This is a genomic window from Paenibacillus sp. URB8-2 (genome assembly GCF_013393385.1).
Lineage (GTDB): Bacteria > Bacillota > Bacilli > Paenibacillales > Paenibacillaceae > Paenibacillus_AQ.
The window spans coordinates 4646645-4663625 of record NZ_AP023239.1; the positions used below are offsets into that span (position 1 = coordinate 4646645).

At 55.0% G+C, this 16981-nt stretch carries 15 protein-coding genes; 5 read left to right on the forward strand and 10 right to left on the reverse strand.

What is annotated here, in order from left to right; all coding sequences use genetic code 11:
* Positions 1–23 precede the first annotated feature (23 nt).
* On the reverse strand, positions 24–926 hold the full coding sequence (lipA, locus tag PUR_RS21435) for a lipoyl synthase (RefSeq protein WP_179037003.1): 903 nt from the start codon (positions 924–926) through the stop codon (positions 24–26).
* A 239-nt stretch (positions 927–1165) separates the two neighbouring features.
* Here lipA and PUR_RS21440 point away from each other — a divergent pair, with 239 nt between their 5' ends.
* On the forward strand, positions 1166–2266 hold the full coding sequence (locus PUR_RS21440) for a M23 family metallopeptidase (RefSeq protein WP_232101595.1): 1101 nt from the start codon (positions 1166–1168) through the stop codon (positions 2264–2266).
* 28 nt (positions 2267–2294) lie between these two features.
* Here PUR_RS21440 and PUR_RS21445 read toward each other — a convergent pair whose 3' ends face one another.
* The 7 genes from PUR_RS21445 to PUR_RS21475 all read right to left on the reverse strand — a co-directional run bounded on the left by PUR_RS21445 (position 2295) and on the right by PUR_RS21475 (position 11068).
* Entirely contained in the window at positions 2295–4259 is a 1965-nt protein-coding gene (locus PUR_RS21445; protein ID WP_179037005.1) for a sigma-54-dependent Fis family transcriptional regulator, read from the reverse strand.
* A 228-nt stretch (positions 4260–4487) separates the two neighbouring features.
* Positions 4488–5876: a dihydrolipoyl dehydrogenase gene (gene lpdA, locus PUR_RS21450; RefSeq protein WP_179037006.1), complete on the reverse strand. Its 1389-nt coding sequence runs from the start codon at positions 5874–5876 to the stop codon at positions 4488–4490.
* A gap of 14 nt (positions 5877–5890) precedes the next feature.
* Positions 5891–7303, reverse strand: a complete 1413-nt coding sequence (locus PUR_RS21455; protein WP_179037007.1) for a dihydrolipoamide acetyltransferase family protein — start codon at positions 7301–7303, stop codon at positions 5891–5893.
* Between the two features lie 81 nt (positions 7304–7384).
* Positions 7385–8356 carry an alpha-ketoacid dehydrogenase subunit beta gene (locus PUR_RS21460; protein WP_179037008.1) on the reverse strand — a complete coding sequence of 324 codons (972 nt, stop codon included), beginning with the start codon at positions 8354–8356 and terminating at the stop codon, positions 7385–7387.
* A complete protein-coding gene (locus tag PUR_RS21465; RefSeq protein ID WP_442953851.1) occupies positions 8353–9309 on the reverse strand; it encodes a thiamine pyrophosphate-dependent dehydrogenase E1 component subunit alpha in 957 nt (318 codons plus the stop codon). The genes PUR_RS21460 and PUR_RS21465 overlap by 4 nt, the downstream gene beginning before the upstream one ends.
* A gap of 283 nt (positions 9310–9592) precedes the next feature.
* Positions 9593–10249, reverse strand: a complete 657-nt coding sequence (locus tag PUR_RS21470) for a hypothetical protein (RefSeq protein ID WP_232101596.1) — start codon at positions 10247–10249, stop codon at positions 9593–9595.
* Between the two features lie 150 nt (positions 10250–10399).
* Positions 10400–11068, reverse strand: a complete 669-nt coding sequence (locus PUR_RS21475; RefSeq protein ID WP_179037011.1) for an alpha/beta hydrolase — start codon at positions 11066–11068, stop codon at positions 10400–10402.
* Between the two features lie 250 nt (positions 11069–11318).
* Here PUR_RS21475 and PUR_RS21480 point away from each other — a divergent pair, with 250 nt between their 5' ends.
* Together PUR_RS21480 and PUR_RS21485 are read left to right on the forward strand one after the other, a co-directional pair.
* The gene (locus tag PUR_RS21480) at positions 11319–11570 is read left to right on the forward strand and encodes a hypothetical protein (protein WP_179037012.1); all 252 of its coding nucleotides are present in this window, start codon (positions 11319–11321) and stop codon (positions 11568–11570) included.
* Between the two features lie 116 nt (positions 11571–11686).
* Positions 11687–12358 carry a DUF559 domain-containing protein gene (locus PUR_RS21485; protein WP_179037013.1) on the forward strand — a complete coding sequence of 224 codons (672 nt, stop codon included), beginning with the start codon at positions 11687–11689 and terminating at the stop codon, positions 12356–12358.
* Positions 12359–12607: 249 nt separating this feature from the next.
* On the opposite strand, the gene yunB is transcribed toward PUR_RS21485, so the two are convergent.
* Entirely contained in the window at positions 12608–13873 is a 1266-nt protein-coding gene (yunB, locus tag PUR_RS26415; protein WP_332107915.1) for a sporulation protein YunB, read from the reverse strand.
* A 154-nt stretch (positions 13874–14027) separates the two neighbouring features.
* Positions 14028–14639 (reverse strand): TVP38/TMEM64 family protein, encoded by a 612-nt coding sequence (locus PUR_RS21495; RefSeq protein WP_179037014.1) that lies wholly within the window; start codon positions 14637–14639, stop codon positions 14028–14030.
* A gap of 324 nt (positions 14640–14963) precedes the next feature.
* Between PUR_RS21495 and PUR_RS21500 the strand changes: the two genes are divergently transcribed.
* Positions 14964–15296 carry an RNA polymerase sigma factor gene (locus PUR_RS21500; protein WP_179037015.1) on the forward strand — a complete coding sequence of 111 codons (333 nt, stop codon included), beginning with the start codon at positions 14964–14966 and terminating at the stop codon, positions 15294–15296.
* Positions 15297–15317: 21 nt separating this feature from the next.
* A complete protein-coding gene (locus PUR_RS21505; protein WP_179037016.1) occupies positions 15318–16802 on the forward strand; it encodes a DUF4179 domain-containing protein in 1485 nt (494 codons plus the stop codon).
* The last annotated feature ends 179 nt before the right edge of the window (positions 16803–16981 follow it).

Below are 16981 nucleotides of genomic sequence, written 5' to 3' on the forward strand. Positions count from 1 at the left end.
ACAAAAAATATGTTACCATGCGGTCAGTTCGTTACCGTACGCCCCTCGCGGGTCTTCTCGGCTGACTGAACCTGCTCATGCGCATGGTAGGAGCTGCGCACGAGCGGTCCCGACTCAACGTGACTGAAGCCGCGCTTCAGTCCTTCTTCCTTCAGCCGTGCGAAATCTTCCGGCGGATAATATTTAACGACATTCAGATGCTGCGGGGAAGGCTGCAAATATTGACCCAGCGTAAGGATGTCGCAGTCCACCGCGCGCAAATCGTCCATCGCCTGCAAAATTTCGTCCCATTCTTCCCCTACTCCGAGCATGATGCTGGACTTTGTCGGAATGTCCGGTTTCATTTCCTTGGCCTGGCGCAGCAGTTCGAGGGAACGGCGGTATTTAGCCTTGGCGCGCACGCGGTCGGACATACGCTCGACCGTCTCGATATTATGGTTCAGAATGTCGGGCCTACTGTCCATCACAATCTGCAGACTGCCCTGGTCGCCGAGGAAATCGGGAATGAGCACCTCCACGCTGCACAGCGGCAGGCGCCGGCGGATCGCAGCTACCGTCTCGGCAAAAATCTTTGCTCCGCCATCCTTCAGATCATCCCGCGCTACGCTTGTTACAACGCAGTGGCGCAGGTTCATACCTTCAGCGGCTTCGGCCACCCGTTCCGGCTCCTGAAGATCCAGTTCGGTAGGCATCCCGGTGTTGACCGCGCAGAAGCGGCAGGCGCGGGTACAAATATCGCCCAGAATCATAAATGTAGCCGTCCGGTTCGCCCAACATTCATAAATATTCGGGCAGCGCGCCTCTTCGCAGACGGTATGTAAAGTTTTTGAACGCATCATACCTTTAATATCTTGATAATTATCGCCGGTTGTCAGCTTAATACGAATCCAATCCGGCTTGGGTTGTTTAACGTCTTTTTTCGTCATGGTAGCAAACCCCTCTCCGCCTGAATGTGAAAAGATGTTAAGTTACTGCCTTACATTATAACATGCGCCGTAGGGAATTGCCTGCTTTTGTGAAAGAAGGATGACAAAAGCAGTGCCGGACCGGAGAGGAACTCCGGCTTCTTTTCTTTCCAATGGATAAAAAATGCGGATTTGTTCAATCTAAAAGAAAAGCTGCTGCTGTAATCGCCCTTATATCCGTAAAAAGGAGGCTTTACACCTTGCCGTTCCTAAGAATAAAAACGCGGCGGGCGCTGCTCACCGTGTCCGCGGCGGCCGTATTATGGGGAAGCTTCGGCGGGGCGGCTTTCGGAACCGCGGTTAATCCGGGAACCGGGGACAAAGGATTGTCCGCCCGGGGAAACCGCGTTGGCGCCCGAGCCGAAGCCGCTGCCGGCGGCATTATTGCCGCCCGCCAGGAGCTTTACGACCAAATGAGCGCAACCACAAATATTCCCTGGTACCGCCTGGCCGCCATTGATCAGTATGAACGAACCATTGCGAAAAAAGGAAAACCTCTGACCGGTGCGCCAGTCCGCCTCATCGGAATTGCGGTTCCCGAACCGGTATGGTGCGGCCCGCTGAATCCGGATCAGGAGGATACCTCTCCCTCGTCCATTTCCTTCTTCAGCGGTTTCGGGCGCGACGGTTCGGGAGACGGCAAAGCCGATCCGGGAAACGACATTGACGTTCTTTATAGTATGGCAGCCTATCTGGCGAAATACGGGAACTCAGCCAGCGACTTTGGCATTGCCGTCTGGGAGTATTACCATAACGGACGAGCTTCCCAGCGCATCGACCAATTCGCCAATCTGTACCGGCACTTTGGCCGGCTTGACCTTTCGGGCAGCGCCTTTCCTCTGCCGCTGGGCAACACGTACTCTTACCGGAGCACCTGGGGCAGCGGACGAAGCTGGGGCGGAGCACGCATCCATGAAGGCACCGACCTGTTCACGCCCCACGGCGTTACCGTACGGAGCACCTGCTACGGCGTTGTGGAGACCAAAGGCTGGAACCGCTACGGCGGCTGGCGGATCGGCATCCGCGACATCGAGAACCGCTACCATTATTACGCCCATCTGTCCGGCTTTGATAAATCGCTCTCCGCTGGCGATATCGTCAAGCCCGGACAGCAGATCGGCTGGGCCGGAAGCTCCGGATACGGCAAACCGGGTACGCAGGGGAAATTCCCGCCTCATCTGCATTACGGCATCTATAAGGACCGCGGTCTTACGGAGTGGGCCTTCGACCCTTACCCGCTGCTGAAGCAGTGGGAGAATGCCGAACGAAAGGCGCTGATAAAGAATAGAAAGAGCCGCTGAGAAAGACGTGCGGCTCCTTTTTTTGTTGTCAGGCTTCATCCCGGCCGATTCCGTATTCCGCCAGTCTGCGGTACAAGGTCGATTTGCCGATATGCAGCAGCCGGGCCGCCTCCACCACATTGCCGCCGCTTGCAGCCAGAGCGCGGCGGATGTTCTCCAGCTCGGTCTGCCGCATGCTCTTGACAGCCGGCAGGCCCGCAGGAGCGGACGCTTGAAAGCGCGTCAAGTGCGCGTCAGAGGGGCCGCTCTCCGTCTGGCGGACCGGAATGGCTTCCTTCTCGGCAATACAGTCCCCGGCGCTTAAATAATAGGCCCGCTGTACGGTATTTTGCAGTTCGCGCGCATTCCCTCTCCACTGACGGTCCTGCAATTTTTCCAGAAAGGCGCTGTCGAACCGTTTGGCCGGGCCGGGATTTTCCCGGTTGCATTTGCGCAGGAAGAGCCGGGCAAGCGGCGGTATATCCTCCGGCCGCTCCCGCAGCGGCAGCAGCTTGAGATTGATGACATTCAGCCGGTAATACAGGTCGCCCCGGTAAGCCTTTTGCCCCACTTCCTCCAGCAGATCCCGGTTGGTAGCCGCTATAACCCTGACATCCAGCATCCGTTCATGCTTGCCGCCGATCCTCCGAACCTTGTGGTTGTCCAGCACCCGGAGGAGCTTCGCCTGAATCTCAAGAGACAGCTCCCCGATTTCGTCCAGAAATAGCGTCCCCCCGTTCGCCAGTTCGAACTTTCCCGGGTTGCCTTCGCGCAATGCTCCCGTGAACGAGCCTTTCTCATAGCCGAACAGTTCACTTTCCACCAGTTCCTTGGGCAGCGCCGCGCAGTTAATGGCGATAAACGGTCCGTCCGCACGCGTGCTGGCGTTATGAATGGATTGGGCGAACAGTTCCTTGCCGGTGCCGCTTTCTCCTTCGATCAGAACCGTGCAGTTCGTTCTGGCGATTTTTCGGGCAAAATCGATCTGCTCCTTCATATAAGAATGATGAGTCACGATATCCTCAAACCGGTAGTTGGCCTTGAAGCCTGCCAGCTGGTTGACCTCCTTGCGGACCTGTACCGCTTCCCTTATCGTGAGCGATGCCCCGACCACCCGTTCGTCCAACGTATACGGAAAGATATTGACCATGCACTCAATCTTCTTCCCCTTCACCGTAAGCGTGCAATCCGCATAACCGATGCGGCTCTTGTTCCTGAACACGCCCTCCAGATCGACATCCTGCAGCAATTCCTTTATGTCCAGCTCCCGAACCTCTTCCATCCCCAGCATAAAAATGGAAGCCAACCGTTCATTGAACTGCCGGATTTGGTATTCCGTATCGATCACCAGCAGCCCGTCCTGCATGGATTGAAACACGGCGTTCATCAACTGGTTCGTCTCCAGCACATTAAGCTGTTCTTCAATGCTGCTCACGGCGGAAACGACAATGCCAAAGGTATGGGGGTGCACGTCCTCCGCTTTGCCGGACAGATCGAGGCAGCCGATGACCCGACCGGAGCTGTCGTGAATAGGTGCCGCCGAGCAGGTCCAGGCGTGATGCGATTCGCAGTAATGTTCGTCCCCGAGCACCTGTATCGGCATGTCGTCCGTCAGCGCGGTTCCGACGGCGTTGGTGCCGACGCTGGCCTCATCCCACCTTGCCCCCTCGAAAAAATTCACCTTCGCACACTCGGGCTCAATCTCCTTGTTAAGCATCGTGCGGAGCAGAACACCGTCCTGATCCGTCAGCACAATGGCGTAAACCGTATCCTTGATCACCTGGTAGATGCTGTTCATAATCGGTTTGGCTACGGAGACAAGCAGCCGCTTCTCTTCAAGCCGGAGCCGAAGCTCTTCCGCGGATACCTGTACCCCTTTTCCCTGCAGCGGGTTGACTCCGGCCGCCCGGCATCTTAGCCAGGAAGCCGCGATTTCCGGACGTGTTCCTTCGGGAATTCTCCCGCATTCGGTAAAAGCTTCCCATCTGCTCATCGTATTCGGATAACTGATCATTTCCGGTTCCCCCTCTATCGTACCCTTTCAGCCGGACATGCATATTTATATAGCCGCTTGTGTTGTATACGCTTACATCATTATCTATTCTTATTATAATTGTCCGCTCAAAGGTTGATAACGGCAAAATAACGGATAAGATGAACTTCTGATGACATATTCCCAAAATGGGAACCGGCCATCTTTCAGATCATCTTATCCGTATGGCTGCACAGGGGAACGCCCAGTTTAATGTGAGTGGATTGCGCGGTGATGCACGGCAAGGGCGGCTTCCAGCAGAGCTTCGGAAACGGTTGGATGAGCATGCACCGTCGTTTCGATCTCATCCAGCGTCGCTTCCAGCCGAAGCGCCAGCGCGCCCTGCGCGATCATATCCGTGGCCCTGGGACCGGCGATATGCAGCCCGAGAATCTCGCCGCTCCGCGCATCGGTTACATATTTGACCAGCCCGTTCGTTTCACCCATGATCATGGACTTGCCGTTGGCCTGAAGCGGGAAACTCCCCGTCTTTACTTCCAATCCTTGCTCCCGGGCGTCTTCTTCGGTCAATCCGACCGAGGCCAGTTCCGGTCTCGTATACACGCAGGACGGGACGGTGCGGAAATCCACCGGAGACGGCTCGCCCATGATATGCTCGGCTGCAACGATGCCTTCCGCCGAGGCGACATGTGCCAGCATGATCCCGCCGACGCAGTCGCCGATGGCGTAAATGGACGGCACCGCCGTCCGCATGCTGCGGTCCACCTCGATGGCGCCCTTCTTCATGGAGACGCCGAGTTTCTCCAGGCCGAGTCCCGACGTCTTCGGATGGCGGCCGATGGACAGCAGCACCTTCTCCGCTTTGACAGTTATCGGGCCCGAAGGGGATACCGCCTTGATGGACAGCCCTCCTGTTGGCGTTTGTTCGATGCGCTCAACCCGGGTTTCCGTATGAACATCTACGCCGGCGGCGGCGAATTCCTTCCGCAGGCAGCTGACGATGTCGCGATCCATCGCTGCGATCAGCTCCGGCAGCATCTCGATAATCGTAACCCTGCAGCCCAGGCTGCTGTATATACTGGCGAACTCGCAGCCGATTACCCCGCCACCGATAATGCAGAGGCTTTCCGGCACCTCCGGAAGCGACAGAGCCTCGTCGCTCGTGATAACAGCGGAGAGCTCCGTGCCGGGAATCGGCACCCGCGACGGCTCCGATCCGGTGGCGACGATTGCACGGTCGAAACCAATGATCTGTATGCTTCCGTCCGCACCGCTTACTTCCAGCTCATGGATACCGGTAAACCTGCCGGTGCCGATGATTTTGGTCACTTTGTTCTTCTTAAGCAAAGAGTCGATTCCGCCTGCGTTCATCCGGACAATCTTGTCCTTGCGCTTTTGCAGCTTCTTCCAGTCCACCGCAATCTGCGGAACTTCCAGGCCGATTTCGGCCGATTCACGCTTTAGCGCCGTATAGAACTCTGTTGTATGCAGCAGCACTTTGGTCGGAATGCAGCCGACATTGAGGCAGGTTCCACCCAAAGCTTTTTTCTCAATCAGCGTCACTTCCGCTCCCAATTGGGCGGCCCTTATGGCGGCGACATAGCCGCCGGGACCTCCTCCAAGCACGACAACTTTCATCCCTTGTTCTCCTTTCACAGCAGCAGCAGCGCCGGATTCTCGGCGTACGCCTTGATTCTCTGCATAAACTGCGCCGCGACCGCGCCGTCCACCGCCCGGTGATCCGCTGTCAGACTCAGATTCATCAGCGGTTTGACGACGACTTCGCCGTTCACGGCAACCGGCGTATCCACAATCGCGCTTACGCCGAGAATCGCCACCTCGGGCTGATTAATAATCGGGGAAAAAGACTCCATACCGTACATTCCGAGATTGGTTATCGTGAAGGTGCCTCCGGTCATATCCCCCGGAGTCAGCGTATTGTTCCTCGCGCCTGCGGCAAGCAAGCGCACCTCATCGGAAATTTCGCCCAGACCTTTCAGATGGGCGTTGCGGACAACGGGCACGACCAAACCGCCCTCCAGCCCGACGGCCACGCCGATATGAACCGCTTTATGGATCACCAAATCGTTTCCTTCAATGGAGCAGTTAAGCAGCGGGTGCTCCAGCAGCGCTTTGGCGGCGATGGCGACCAGCAGATCGGTGTAAGTGATCTTTCGCGAATCCTGCAACTGCCGTCTGAGTGCGGCCAATGCGGATGTGTCCACCCGCATGTTGTAAGTAACTGACGGGGAGATATCCACGCTTTCGCGCATCCGCTTGGCGATCACCCTGCGCATGGCGCTCATCGGAACACGCGACACGGCTTGTTCTTCCGTGTCCGCATTCCGAATGGCCGCCGCCGACCGGGCGCCGAATGCTGAAGCGGAAGACTGGCCCTCGTTTTGGGAAAGAGCCTCTCCACCGGCGGCCCAAGACCGGACATCCTCCTTCATGATTCTGCCGTCCTTGTGGATGTCGGCGGGATTTATACCGAGCGCCGCTGCTTCCTTCGCCGCAGCCGGGGAAATCCGGACTTTAGGCGAGCCGTCCTTCCCGCTCTCGGCATACCGCCGCACATCGCTGTCCGTTATCCGGCCCTTCGGCCCCGTGCCTTTTACCGCTGACAGCTCCACGCCCCGTTCCTTCGCCGTTCGCCGGGCCAGCGGGGAAGCCTTGATCCGGCCGCCATGCGCGGCGGGTCCGTCCTGGGCAGTTTCTTCCTCCTCCCCGGAAGCGTCCAGGACGGATGCTCCGGCGGCGGATGACGGCAATTCTCCCCCCGCCGGCTGCCCTGCGGCGCCCGCCGGAAGCAGCGCGGATATATCCTCGCCAGCGTCCGCAATAATCGCGAGCGGATGAAATACCTCCACCGTCCCTTCCTCGACCAGAATCTCCCTCAGCACTCCGCTTGTCTTGGCTTCGATTTCATTGGATATTTTATCGGTCTCCACATCGAACAGAATGTCTCCCTGCTCCACGCGGTCTCCCTTGGCCTTCCGCCAATTGGAGACGGTTCCTTCCGTCATTGTAAGGCCCAGCTTGGGCAATACGACCAGTTCAGCCATGACGCACCTCCATGATTTTGCAAGTATCTCCCGGACAATTCCAGGACAGCCGGATGCCGTTCCCGGAAATGGCCGCAGGGTTCAGAACATCTCCTTGACGCCCTTGACGATATCCTCCACACTCGGAAGCACCAGGGATTCCAGTATTTGCGAATAAGGAACCGGAGAATCCAGGGCACCGATCCGGACGACCGGGGCGTCAAGTTCGTCGAAGCACTGCTCCGATATAAGCGCCGACAGTTCTCCGCCGTAGCCGCCGCGCTTCACTTCCTCCGTAACGACAAGCGCCCGGTGCGTCTTGGCGACCGATTTGAAGATCGTCTCCTTATCCAGCGGATACAGCGACCGAAGGTCAATGACTTCGACCTCGATGCCATCTTTGGCGAGCGCGGCCGCCGCCTTCAGCGAGTCATGGACCTGCTTGCCGTAGGTGATGACCGAGACATCGGCGCCTTCCCGCGCAACCGCGGCCGAGCCGAAAGGAATAGGGGCAACCTTGTCCGGCACCTCGATTTTTTGCGAATACAGCACCTTGCTCTCGATATAAACCACCGGATTGTCATCGTCAATCGCGGTCAGCATCAGGCCCCACGCATCCCGGGCATTGGACGGGTACACGACTTTAAGTCCGGGCACATGCGTTACCCACGCCTCCAGCGAACCGGAATGCTGCGCCCCGGCGCTGATGCCGCCGCCCGCAGGAAGCCGCAGCACGAGCGGAACGGAGATTTTGCCGCCGAACATGTATCTCATCTTGGCTGCCTGGTTGACCAGCCCATCCATGCCGAAGGTGAGAAAATCGATGAACATCAGCTCCGCCACCGGTCTCAGGCCCGTCGCCGCCGCTCCCACCGAAGCGCCGACAATAACCCCTTCCGAAATCGGCGTGTCGCGCACCCGCTCTTCGCCGAACTGCTCCCACAGCCCTTTCGTGACGCCGAAGGTGCCGCCGTAAGGGCCGACATCCTCGCCCAACAGAACGACGTTTTTGTTCTCCAGCATTTTCTCCCGCAAAGCTTCGCGGATACCCTCGCCGTAAGTGATTTTTCTCATCTGATTCGCGCCTCCTCAATCAAATCGGAGTAAATGTCCTGCACGGAAGACTCCGGAGCCGGATACGGGCTTGCGTCGGCGAACTCCAGCGCTTCCCGGATCTCTTCCTCGACCTCCTGCCGGATAGCCTCAAGTTCCTCCTCTGTCAGGATGCCGTTCTCCAGCAGATGGCTTTCGAGTCTTGGAAGCGGGTCTTTTTGCAGCCAAGCCTCCACTTCCTCCTTGGGCCGGTAAGCGCCCGAATCTCCTTCAAAATGGCCGTGCTGTCTATACGTCTTAAACTCCAGCAGAGTCGGCCCTTCGCCCGCACGCGCCCGGCTCACCGCTTCGCCCACCTTCTCGTAGACCGTGAGCACATCGTTGCCGTCCGCGGTAAGCGCAGGCATGCCGTAGCCGATGGCCCGCTGCGAAATATCCTGAATATTCTGGTGTCTCGCCTGGCTGACGGAGATGCCGTACAAATTGTTTTCGCACACGAAAATCACCGGAAGCTTCCACAGACTGGCCAGATTCATCGCCTCATGGAAGGTGCTTTGGTTAGTGGAAGCGTCTCCAAAAAAGCACACGCTCACTTGGTCGGTTCCTCTGTATTTTGCGCTCCAGGCCGCTCCCGTCGCGATCAAGTGTCCGGCCCCGACAATGCCGTTGGCGCCAAGGATGCCCAGTTCCGCGTCGGCAATGTGCATGGACCCTCCTTTTCCTTTACAATAGCCTGTTTCTTTGCCGAACAGTTCCGCCATCATGTACTTCAGATTTCCGCCTTTGGCAACGATATGCCCATGCCCCCGGTGGGTGCTGGTAATATAGTCGTCGTCCCTTAAGTTGGCGCAGGCGCCGACGGCGATCGCTTCTTCCCCGATATATAAATGCACAAAGCCCGGAATCTTGCCTTCCGCGAAGAAGACCGAAGCCGTCTTTTCAAACTTGCGAATGCTCAGCATTTTCCGGTACATCTCACTCAACAATTCTTTTGAAATGCTCAAGTGAATCCCTCCCGTTTCATTTATAGGCCCTGCTGCTGGTTCTTTCATGGATGCCCCGTTCCCCTAAAGCGCCTCCCCTGGATTAAATTGGCCTTCATTTATATAAAGATGCAATTTCCGTGCCAAAAATTAAATCTGATAAGAAGCCGTGAAATGGCCGAATACGAAACGCAGCACCAAAAAGCCCTTCCCATAATGGGAAAGGCTCGGCGGAATGGTTCCCATATCGGGAAAAGGCGGGAAAATTGGGAATTCAGACGATAAGTTTCTCCAATGCGGGAGCATCAAATCTGTCGCCCTGTACAAGCCATTGCCCTTTTACGTTAAAAAGTGTAAGTATCCCCTCCAAAGGGATTCGCTTCATTTCCTTGCCCTGCTGCTCCAACAACAAAAGATCCAAAGTATATTTTAACTCAACCGTATCTTTTTTGTGCTCTTCAAGATTTAATTGGAGATTTGCCGGTATTAAGGAAAGATTCTGTTTATAGGCAACTTGCAGCGGTAAAAGTGTGTAACGGCTATCGACCGCCTTTTGATAAAAATATTCTGTTAAAAACGGCTTCATCTCTTCATTTCGCTTCCGGACCGATTCTTCGGACAGTATATCTTCGGACGCCTTAATTTGGTACTCCGCATGTATGTACCTCTCTGCGGCTTGGACAGCCTCGTTAACTTCGGCGGCGTCTGTATTTTCATTTGGGCTGGCCGTACTGTCCGATGCATCAGCTGTGCTCTCAGGTGCGATCGCTGTATTTTCAGGTGCAGGGGTTGTGCTTTCGGGCGCGGCAGCTGTATCTTCGGATACCGGGGCTGTGCTTTCGGGCGGAGTATTGGACGCGGATGAAGTGCATCCCGCAATGATCACCAGTGAAAGAAACGTTGCGCTTAACAAGGATGGGATTATTCGCATAGCAGCCACCTTTTCAAATGAATTGGAAATATTTAAGTTAATTTTACCATATTTATGCTTTTAGTGGAGCAGCAAAAAAGCCCCTCCCATATTGGGAAAGGCTTAACGCAGTTGGATCGCTTATCGGGAAGATGCGAGGAAACCCGGGAATCAGTTTGAAGCGGCGCTGCGGATGAACTGGAGAACCTCGCCCAAGACCTTGTCCTTCTCCTCGCAGTAGCACAGCAGATGCCCGCTGCGCTCGATCAGCAGAATCTCCTTGTCGGAAGAACCGATATGCCGCTTCAGATAGGCTGCGCTCTTGTTTTTGACCAGGTGGTCTCTTGTTCCCTGCACAATTAGCGTCGGCGCCTCGATCTGCGGGAACAGATTAAAGCTCTCGCGGACGATCCGGCTAAATTCGCGGTTGGCATGAATCGGCGTCGAACCAAACTTGCTCACATAGTTCTTCAGCATAGATAGGCTGCCCAGCGTCTTCACAATCTCTCCCGGATTCAGCGGAAATACCGGAGCGGCGAGCAGGGTCAGCGATTTGACCAGACTTTTGTAGCGGACGGCCAGACGGGAAGCGATCAGCGCCCCCATAGAAAAGCCGATGATATGCACGCCCTGCCCGCTTCCGGCAATCTCCTCCAGCTCTTTCCCGGCCTGCCGGTACCAGTCCTCCCGGGTGGCAAGCCGCATATCGTTTCTTCGTCCGGTGTGCCCTTTTAGCGTGAACGTACGGGTTAGATAATGATGCTGCTTCAAATATTCCGACAGAGGCTCGATTTCAAAAATACCCCCGGTAAACCCGTGGATAAACAGACAGCGTTCCATGATCATTCCTCTTTTCGCGGCGGTTCGGTGTGAATGAGTTTATTATACGCCTGCGGCGGACGGGATACCAAATGGGGTGATGTGAAGGTTAAAACCTGTGATGGGCTATAGCTGTTCATGACCTAGGAGTGGAGGATTTGATTAAACAGTGAAAAAGATCTTGATTCGGATGCTTAGATCGGTTGCCGGCGGGAAATCCTGCAGCCATGAAATAGCCAAACGGCATAATTGCTAGAGGAAAAACGGCAACATGGACAGCGGCCAAAACGGCATGATAGTCGAGCTGAAACAGCAATATGGTATGCAGATAAATGGCACAATGACCGAGGCCAAACAACAACATTCTACGCGGATAAATGGCACGATGACCGAAGCAAAACAACAACACGGTACGCGGATAAATGGCACGATGGTCCGAGGCCAAACAACAACATGCTACGCGGATAAATGGCACGATGGTCCGACGCTAAATGCAGAGGTTACACACGATGAAGGAGTTTAATGGTTTTTTCCCTTTCCGCTGATTCAAAACTGCATTATAATGGGGCTATGACGAAGAACGTCCCGTTTCACTCAACCGAGTGAGCCGGGGCGTTTTTTTATTTTGAGGAGGAAAAAATGGACTTTAACGAAGCCTATCAGCAGTTTATTCATTATCATCTTGCACACCGTACAGGAGAACGCCAATCCAGGCTAACAAGGGGGCATCTGCACGCCGAATCATTGTTTCTGGAAAAGGTCTGGTGGCCTTTGATCGGCCATATGAATGATCTACATCCGGAGTATGAAGTGCTGGATTGGCGGGGCAGGTCTTATTTTGCCGACTTTGCCTGGCTCCCGGGTTACGCCAAGCTGATTATAGAAATCAAGGGATTTGGCCCGCATGTGCGCGATATGGACCGGATGAAGTATTGCAATGAATTGAACCGGGAAACCTTTCTGCACGCGATGGGATACCATGTGATTTCCTTTGCCTATGACGATATTGAACAGCGTCCACAGTTATGCGTCACCTTGCTGCGTATGGTGCTGAGCCGCTATCAGCCATCGGCTGCGCCCGTCTCCAGAGCGGTGCTGGCCGAAAAAGAGGTGCTCCGGCTCGCCATTAACGCCGCCAAACCTTTGCGGCCGGTGGATGTCGCCCGGCATTTTGAAGTCGACGCCAAGACGGCAGTTCTTATGCTGAAAAAAATATGCTCCAAGGGCTGGCTGATTCCTGTGCGGCGCGGCAAAAGCGAACGGGCGGTCGGCTATGAACTAACTAATGGCGTTCTCGACTACTACCTGTAACGGAAATTCTCCGGCTTAATTCTCATATTTCATCCAAAATGTACATTAAGGCGGAAAAGCTCCAGCTTATTCCTCCCCCTTCACCGTAAAGTAGACAAAGTGGGGAAATAAACAGGAGTTTTTCCAGTTTATTCGGAAATCCGGAAGATTTCCGGCTTATAAACGGGAGAAATTCCCGTTCATTCAGGAAATCTTCGGCCGTGCCTCCCGCGCGCCCTGGCTTCGCCCCCAGGATCAGCGCTCGCCCCCTTACGGCTCTGCCGTAGACGGCGCGCCACTGCCGCCGCTCGCACCGCTCTGCTGGCCCCGGCTTCGCACCCGGGCCAGCGGCCGCGCCCGCCCGGTTACGGCTCCGCCGCGGACGGCGCGCCACCGCTTCCGGCAGCGCCGCCGCCAGCTCCCGCGGGAGCTTCCGCCGGTGCCGGAGCCGTCCGCCTGGCCGCCCCGCGCGCCCGGGCTTGGCGCACCGCTCGCGCCCGGGGCGGCAGCGCCGCCGCTTGAGCCCGGCGTACTTACCCCGCCGGAGGACGGGGCGGGCAGCGCGATATTCGGCGCGCCGGCGCTCCCCGAGCCGACCGGTTTGCCCTGGTTGTCGTAGTAATACATCGGGACGTCCCCGACAACCATCAGATAAGAGACGGGAATTTCCGTATCAACCACCTGAGGCTCCATGTCAAACGGAACGACCACCGCCACCTCGGTAACGATGTGAATATACACTTCGACCAGGATCATGTTGATTCCCGCATTTTGCTGGCGGGTATTCAGTTCGACCTTGACCGCGCCCTGCGGCTCGATCTTGATCGGAACATCCGGCCCGAAGGATGCGATCAGCGGACTGTCCAGCGCCTGGCCGAGCGGGATATGCTCGGTTTGATTGTGCAGGCCGTCCAAGGTGGACTGAATCACTTCCGCCGCCTGGGAAGTAATACGCATATGCTCCGAATAGTTGAGCATAAAGCCGGAGACTTTCCCCGCACTGTCCGTCTTCCAGTCGATCAGCTTCTCGGCGCTGCTGCCGCTTGCCACCTGGGAAGCGATGGCCTTGTTGATCGCCTCGGTCGCGACCTGCTTCACCCGGATTTGCGCCAGATGGATGATCGGCGGCGTCAGGTGCCGTTCCACATAGCCGAGGCCAAACATAACTGCCGCCAGGGTCAACAGAACCGCGGCTAGCCAGAACCGGCGGCGTCTCCCTGGTCTGCGCTGCCGCCCCCCGGCCGTTTGCCCCGGCCGTCCGCCGCTTTTCGGCCGCTCGCTCCAGTGACCCGTCTGACGAGAAGTCCTGGCGGGCCTGGACTTGAAGCGTGTTCCCCCCGGCCGCAGCTTCATCCATCCCCCATCCCCGAATCCGCCGCGCTCGCCCCTCCGCTGTACCGGCCGAAAAATGCCGGAGCCGCCGGACTTGAACGAGCTTTTTCGCTCGGGCGGCGTGAAGCTGATCCGCGGCAGGCGCAGTCGTCCGAAAGATGGCAGCTGCAGCCGCCGGTTTCCCCATTTTTTGATTCTGCCCATAAGGTGTCCCTCCCGCCGCTTTCGGCGGTCAAGCCGCCTTCTCTATGTATCGTATTCACCTCCCGCCCAAAAAAGAAGAACGCTTATCCGGCACGGTATGCCTGACAAGCGTTCCATTTCGCTGCGCAAACGTATCTATTTTTTGTAAGACGAATCAAACCATCCGTTCCCGCTTATCCTCCTGCAGGTGGCCCCAATGCTTCCAGAAAAATACGGCAAGCAGCACGACAACGAACAGACCATAACCGGTCAGATAGAAACTCCACTCCTCTCGCGGAACGATAAGAGAAGAACTGATTGTGCCGAAGAACCAGATGTAAGACAGGTTTCCAAGCGACGTTCCCCAGACAAAAGCCGGGAGGGGCAGCGGCGACACCGCCGACATAATATTAATGACATTATTAGGGATGATCGGTATTGTGCGAAGCAGCACCAGGGTCCAGATGCCGTAACGGTTCAAATAACGCTGCCATTTGTCATAACGCTTCAGCTTCCTGCCCCATTTCCGGTCAAACCAGTGAAACAAATACCGACGGGACAGATAAAATACGAACAGCCCTCCCAGGTTACAGATCAGCCAGCTGATCAGCATCCCGCCGATCACATCAAATACCGAGACATGCAGCACGATCAATATAACGAACGGAAAAAATCCAAACAGGCTCTGAAGGAGCGCGAGCGGGATCGTAACCAGGAGAATTGCGGGCCCGCTAAGGCCCAGCGCCTGCAGCAGCCAATCAATCCAGGCGTTTATCGTGTCCGTCATGCGTCGCACTCCTCTCTCTTGCTCTTTCCCTTGCATCCCTTGCTTCTGATCATATTCAGATATTTCAAAGAAAACACCCCGGACGGGGTGTTTGTAAACGAAAATTTCACTATATCTATCATTTAAGAACAAAAGAATATAAAGTATGACAAATTTTCAGCCGAGCTCACTCCATCATAGCATACTTGTTAATCTACTGTAAAATAATAGGGCTACATAAAAAAATCAATCGTTTTTCCGGTCAACTGCGTCTTACTTTAAGAACCTAATAATAGATGACTTCTTCCCATTACCAACACTAATTAAGAAAGATGCCGGGCGTGGATGAAGCGCAAAAAGCTTAAAGACGAGCAGGCCTTTACGCCCTGGCTAATCCGGATTACCATCAACTGCTGCATGGATGAACTCCGGCGCAAAAAGCGCATGTTTCCAGCGGAGAAGCTGGTGGAGGAAGCAGTACAGGAAATGAAAAGCAACGAACGGATCGACCTGGAACGGGCGATGAATCGGATGAAGCCGAGATACCGGCATGCCGTGATCCTAAAATACTACCAGGACATGACAACGGCCCAAATTGCAAAGGTGCTAAAAAAACCCGAAGGCACGATCAAAACCTGGCTGCGGGAAGGACTGAGGCAGCTTCGGAATTATCTGTAGACATACGGGAGGCGAATGGAAATGGTAGAAAAAGAAGAACGCATTCTGCGTCAGAATGCCCATGAAATTAACCAGCATGCCGAAACGTTCCAAGAAATGAAACTCTACAACGCCATGCGAAAAGGAATCATGCAGGGGAAAAAGCGCGAGAAGCGGCGCATATATTCATATGGAGTGGGCATGGTCGTAGCCGCAGCGGCCGCAGTCCTGCTTACGTTCTCCTTCTTACATGGAGCGCCGGTAACAGAAATTTCTGAACATTCCGTGCAAACGGCCAGCACTAAAAATTGGGACAATTTCAAAGAGTACCGCTTGAGCTCCAGGTTATTAGATCCCGCACTTGCAAGCGCCCTGCAACAGAATCTCGTAAAGCCGGTTCGCCAGAGCGCGGAAAGCAAAGGTTACCGTGTCGATGTAGCCGGTGCTGTTACGGATGGCCGAAAGGTGTTTGTCCTATACAGTGTCCAGAACAATACGGACAAAGAAATCAATCACGCGGATTTCTCGCTTCAATTTGGAGCCTTTAAGGACCCGTATCCTGGTAAAGGCACAGTATTAATGATGCTGGGTCCCGAGAGCCGAATCCCGCCGGGCCAATCCGTAGATTTTATATACTCCACCAACCTTCCCCCATCGGTTCATTCGAAGGAGGCGAACTACCATGTTGCTCTTACCGAGACCTCAGAGGAGGCGCTCGCTTCCAGCGGTTCCCGCAAAAGCAAGTACCGGACTGATCTGGATATTGCGTTCGAGCTTGACCCCGACATGTTAAAAGACCAGCAGCATACGTTAACGGCTGATCGCACCTTGACCGTGGACGGACAAAAAATTAAAGTGCGTCAAGTGCTGTATACCCCGCTGAGCACCTATGTGGATTTGGAGTATGACAAGAACAACGAGAAACGAATTTTCCAATTGATTAATCCAGTTCTGATCAGTAAAAAGGGGGACACTACCGAAAAATTATATTACCCCGGCATCATTACATCTGACAATTCCGTAGCCTACTCGGACGATTCCAAGGCCACGCTCGTTTTCAAGAACAGCAAGTACAGCCAGCCAGACTCCGTCTCATTGAAAACATTCGGCATTTCAGCTGTCGATAAGGATCAGATGAAAATAGTCGTCGATTTAAACAAGAAACAGATTATTGAAGAGCCGGGGAGTGATCTTGAACTTGTCGAACCCACCCCAGAGAACAATGCGGATACGGGAGAAATTCTGTTACGGCAAAAGATTGACAATGCCCAATATTTTAACACTATTACCTGGCTGGCCGACAGCTTCACCGATGCGCAGGGTAAAGTGCACAAAAAAGCGATTAATCCCACCTCATCAAGCAGCTACGGCGTCTCTAAGTCAATGGATGGTACAGCGGTGCACGAGATTCCTTATAACTTTGGAGAGGAAGCCAAGAATTATCCGCAGCCTCTGACCATACCGATTGAGAAGTTTATAAATCCAATTTGGGACACACAGGCCGTTGAGCTGTACTCGAAGAATTAGGGGCTAAATCATATGCCCATCAAGCTAAGGATATATTGCACCCCCAAAAGGAAAGTCAGGTTTCCTGCTCGAAGGAACCGACTACCAATTATGCAGAAGACCCCTGAACATTTGCAGGTTCAAGGGTCTTCTGCTTGGATTCGAGACGAGGTGGAGCAGTAGTAGTCCTAGCGTCCACA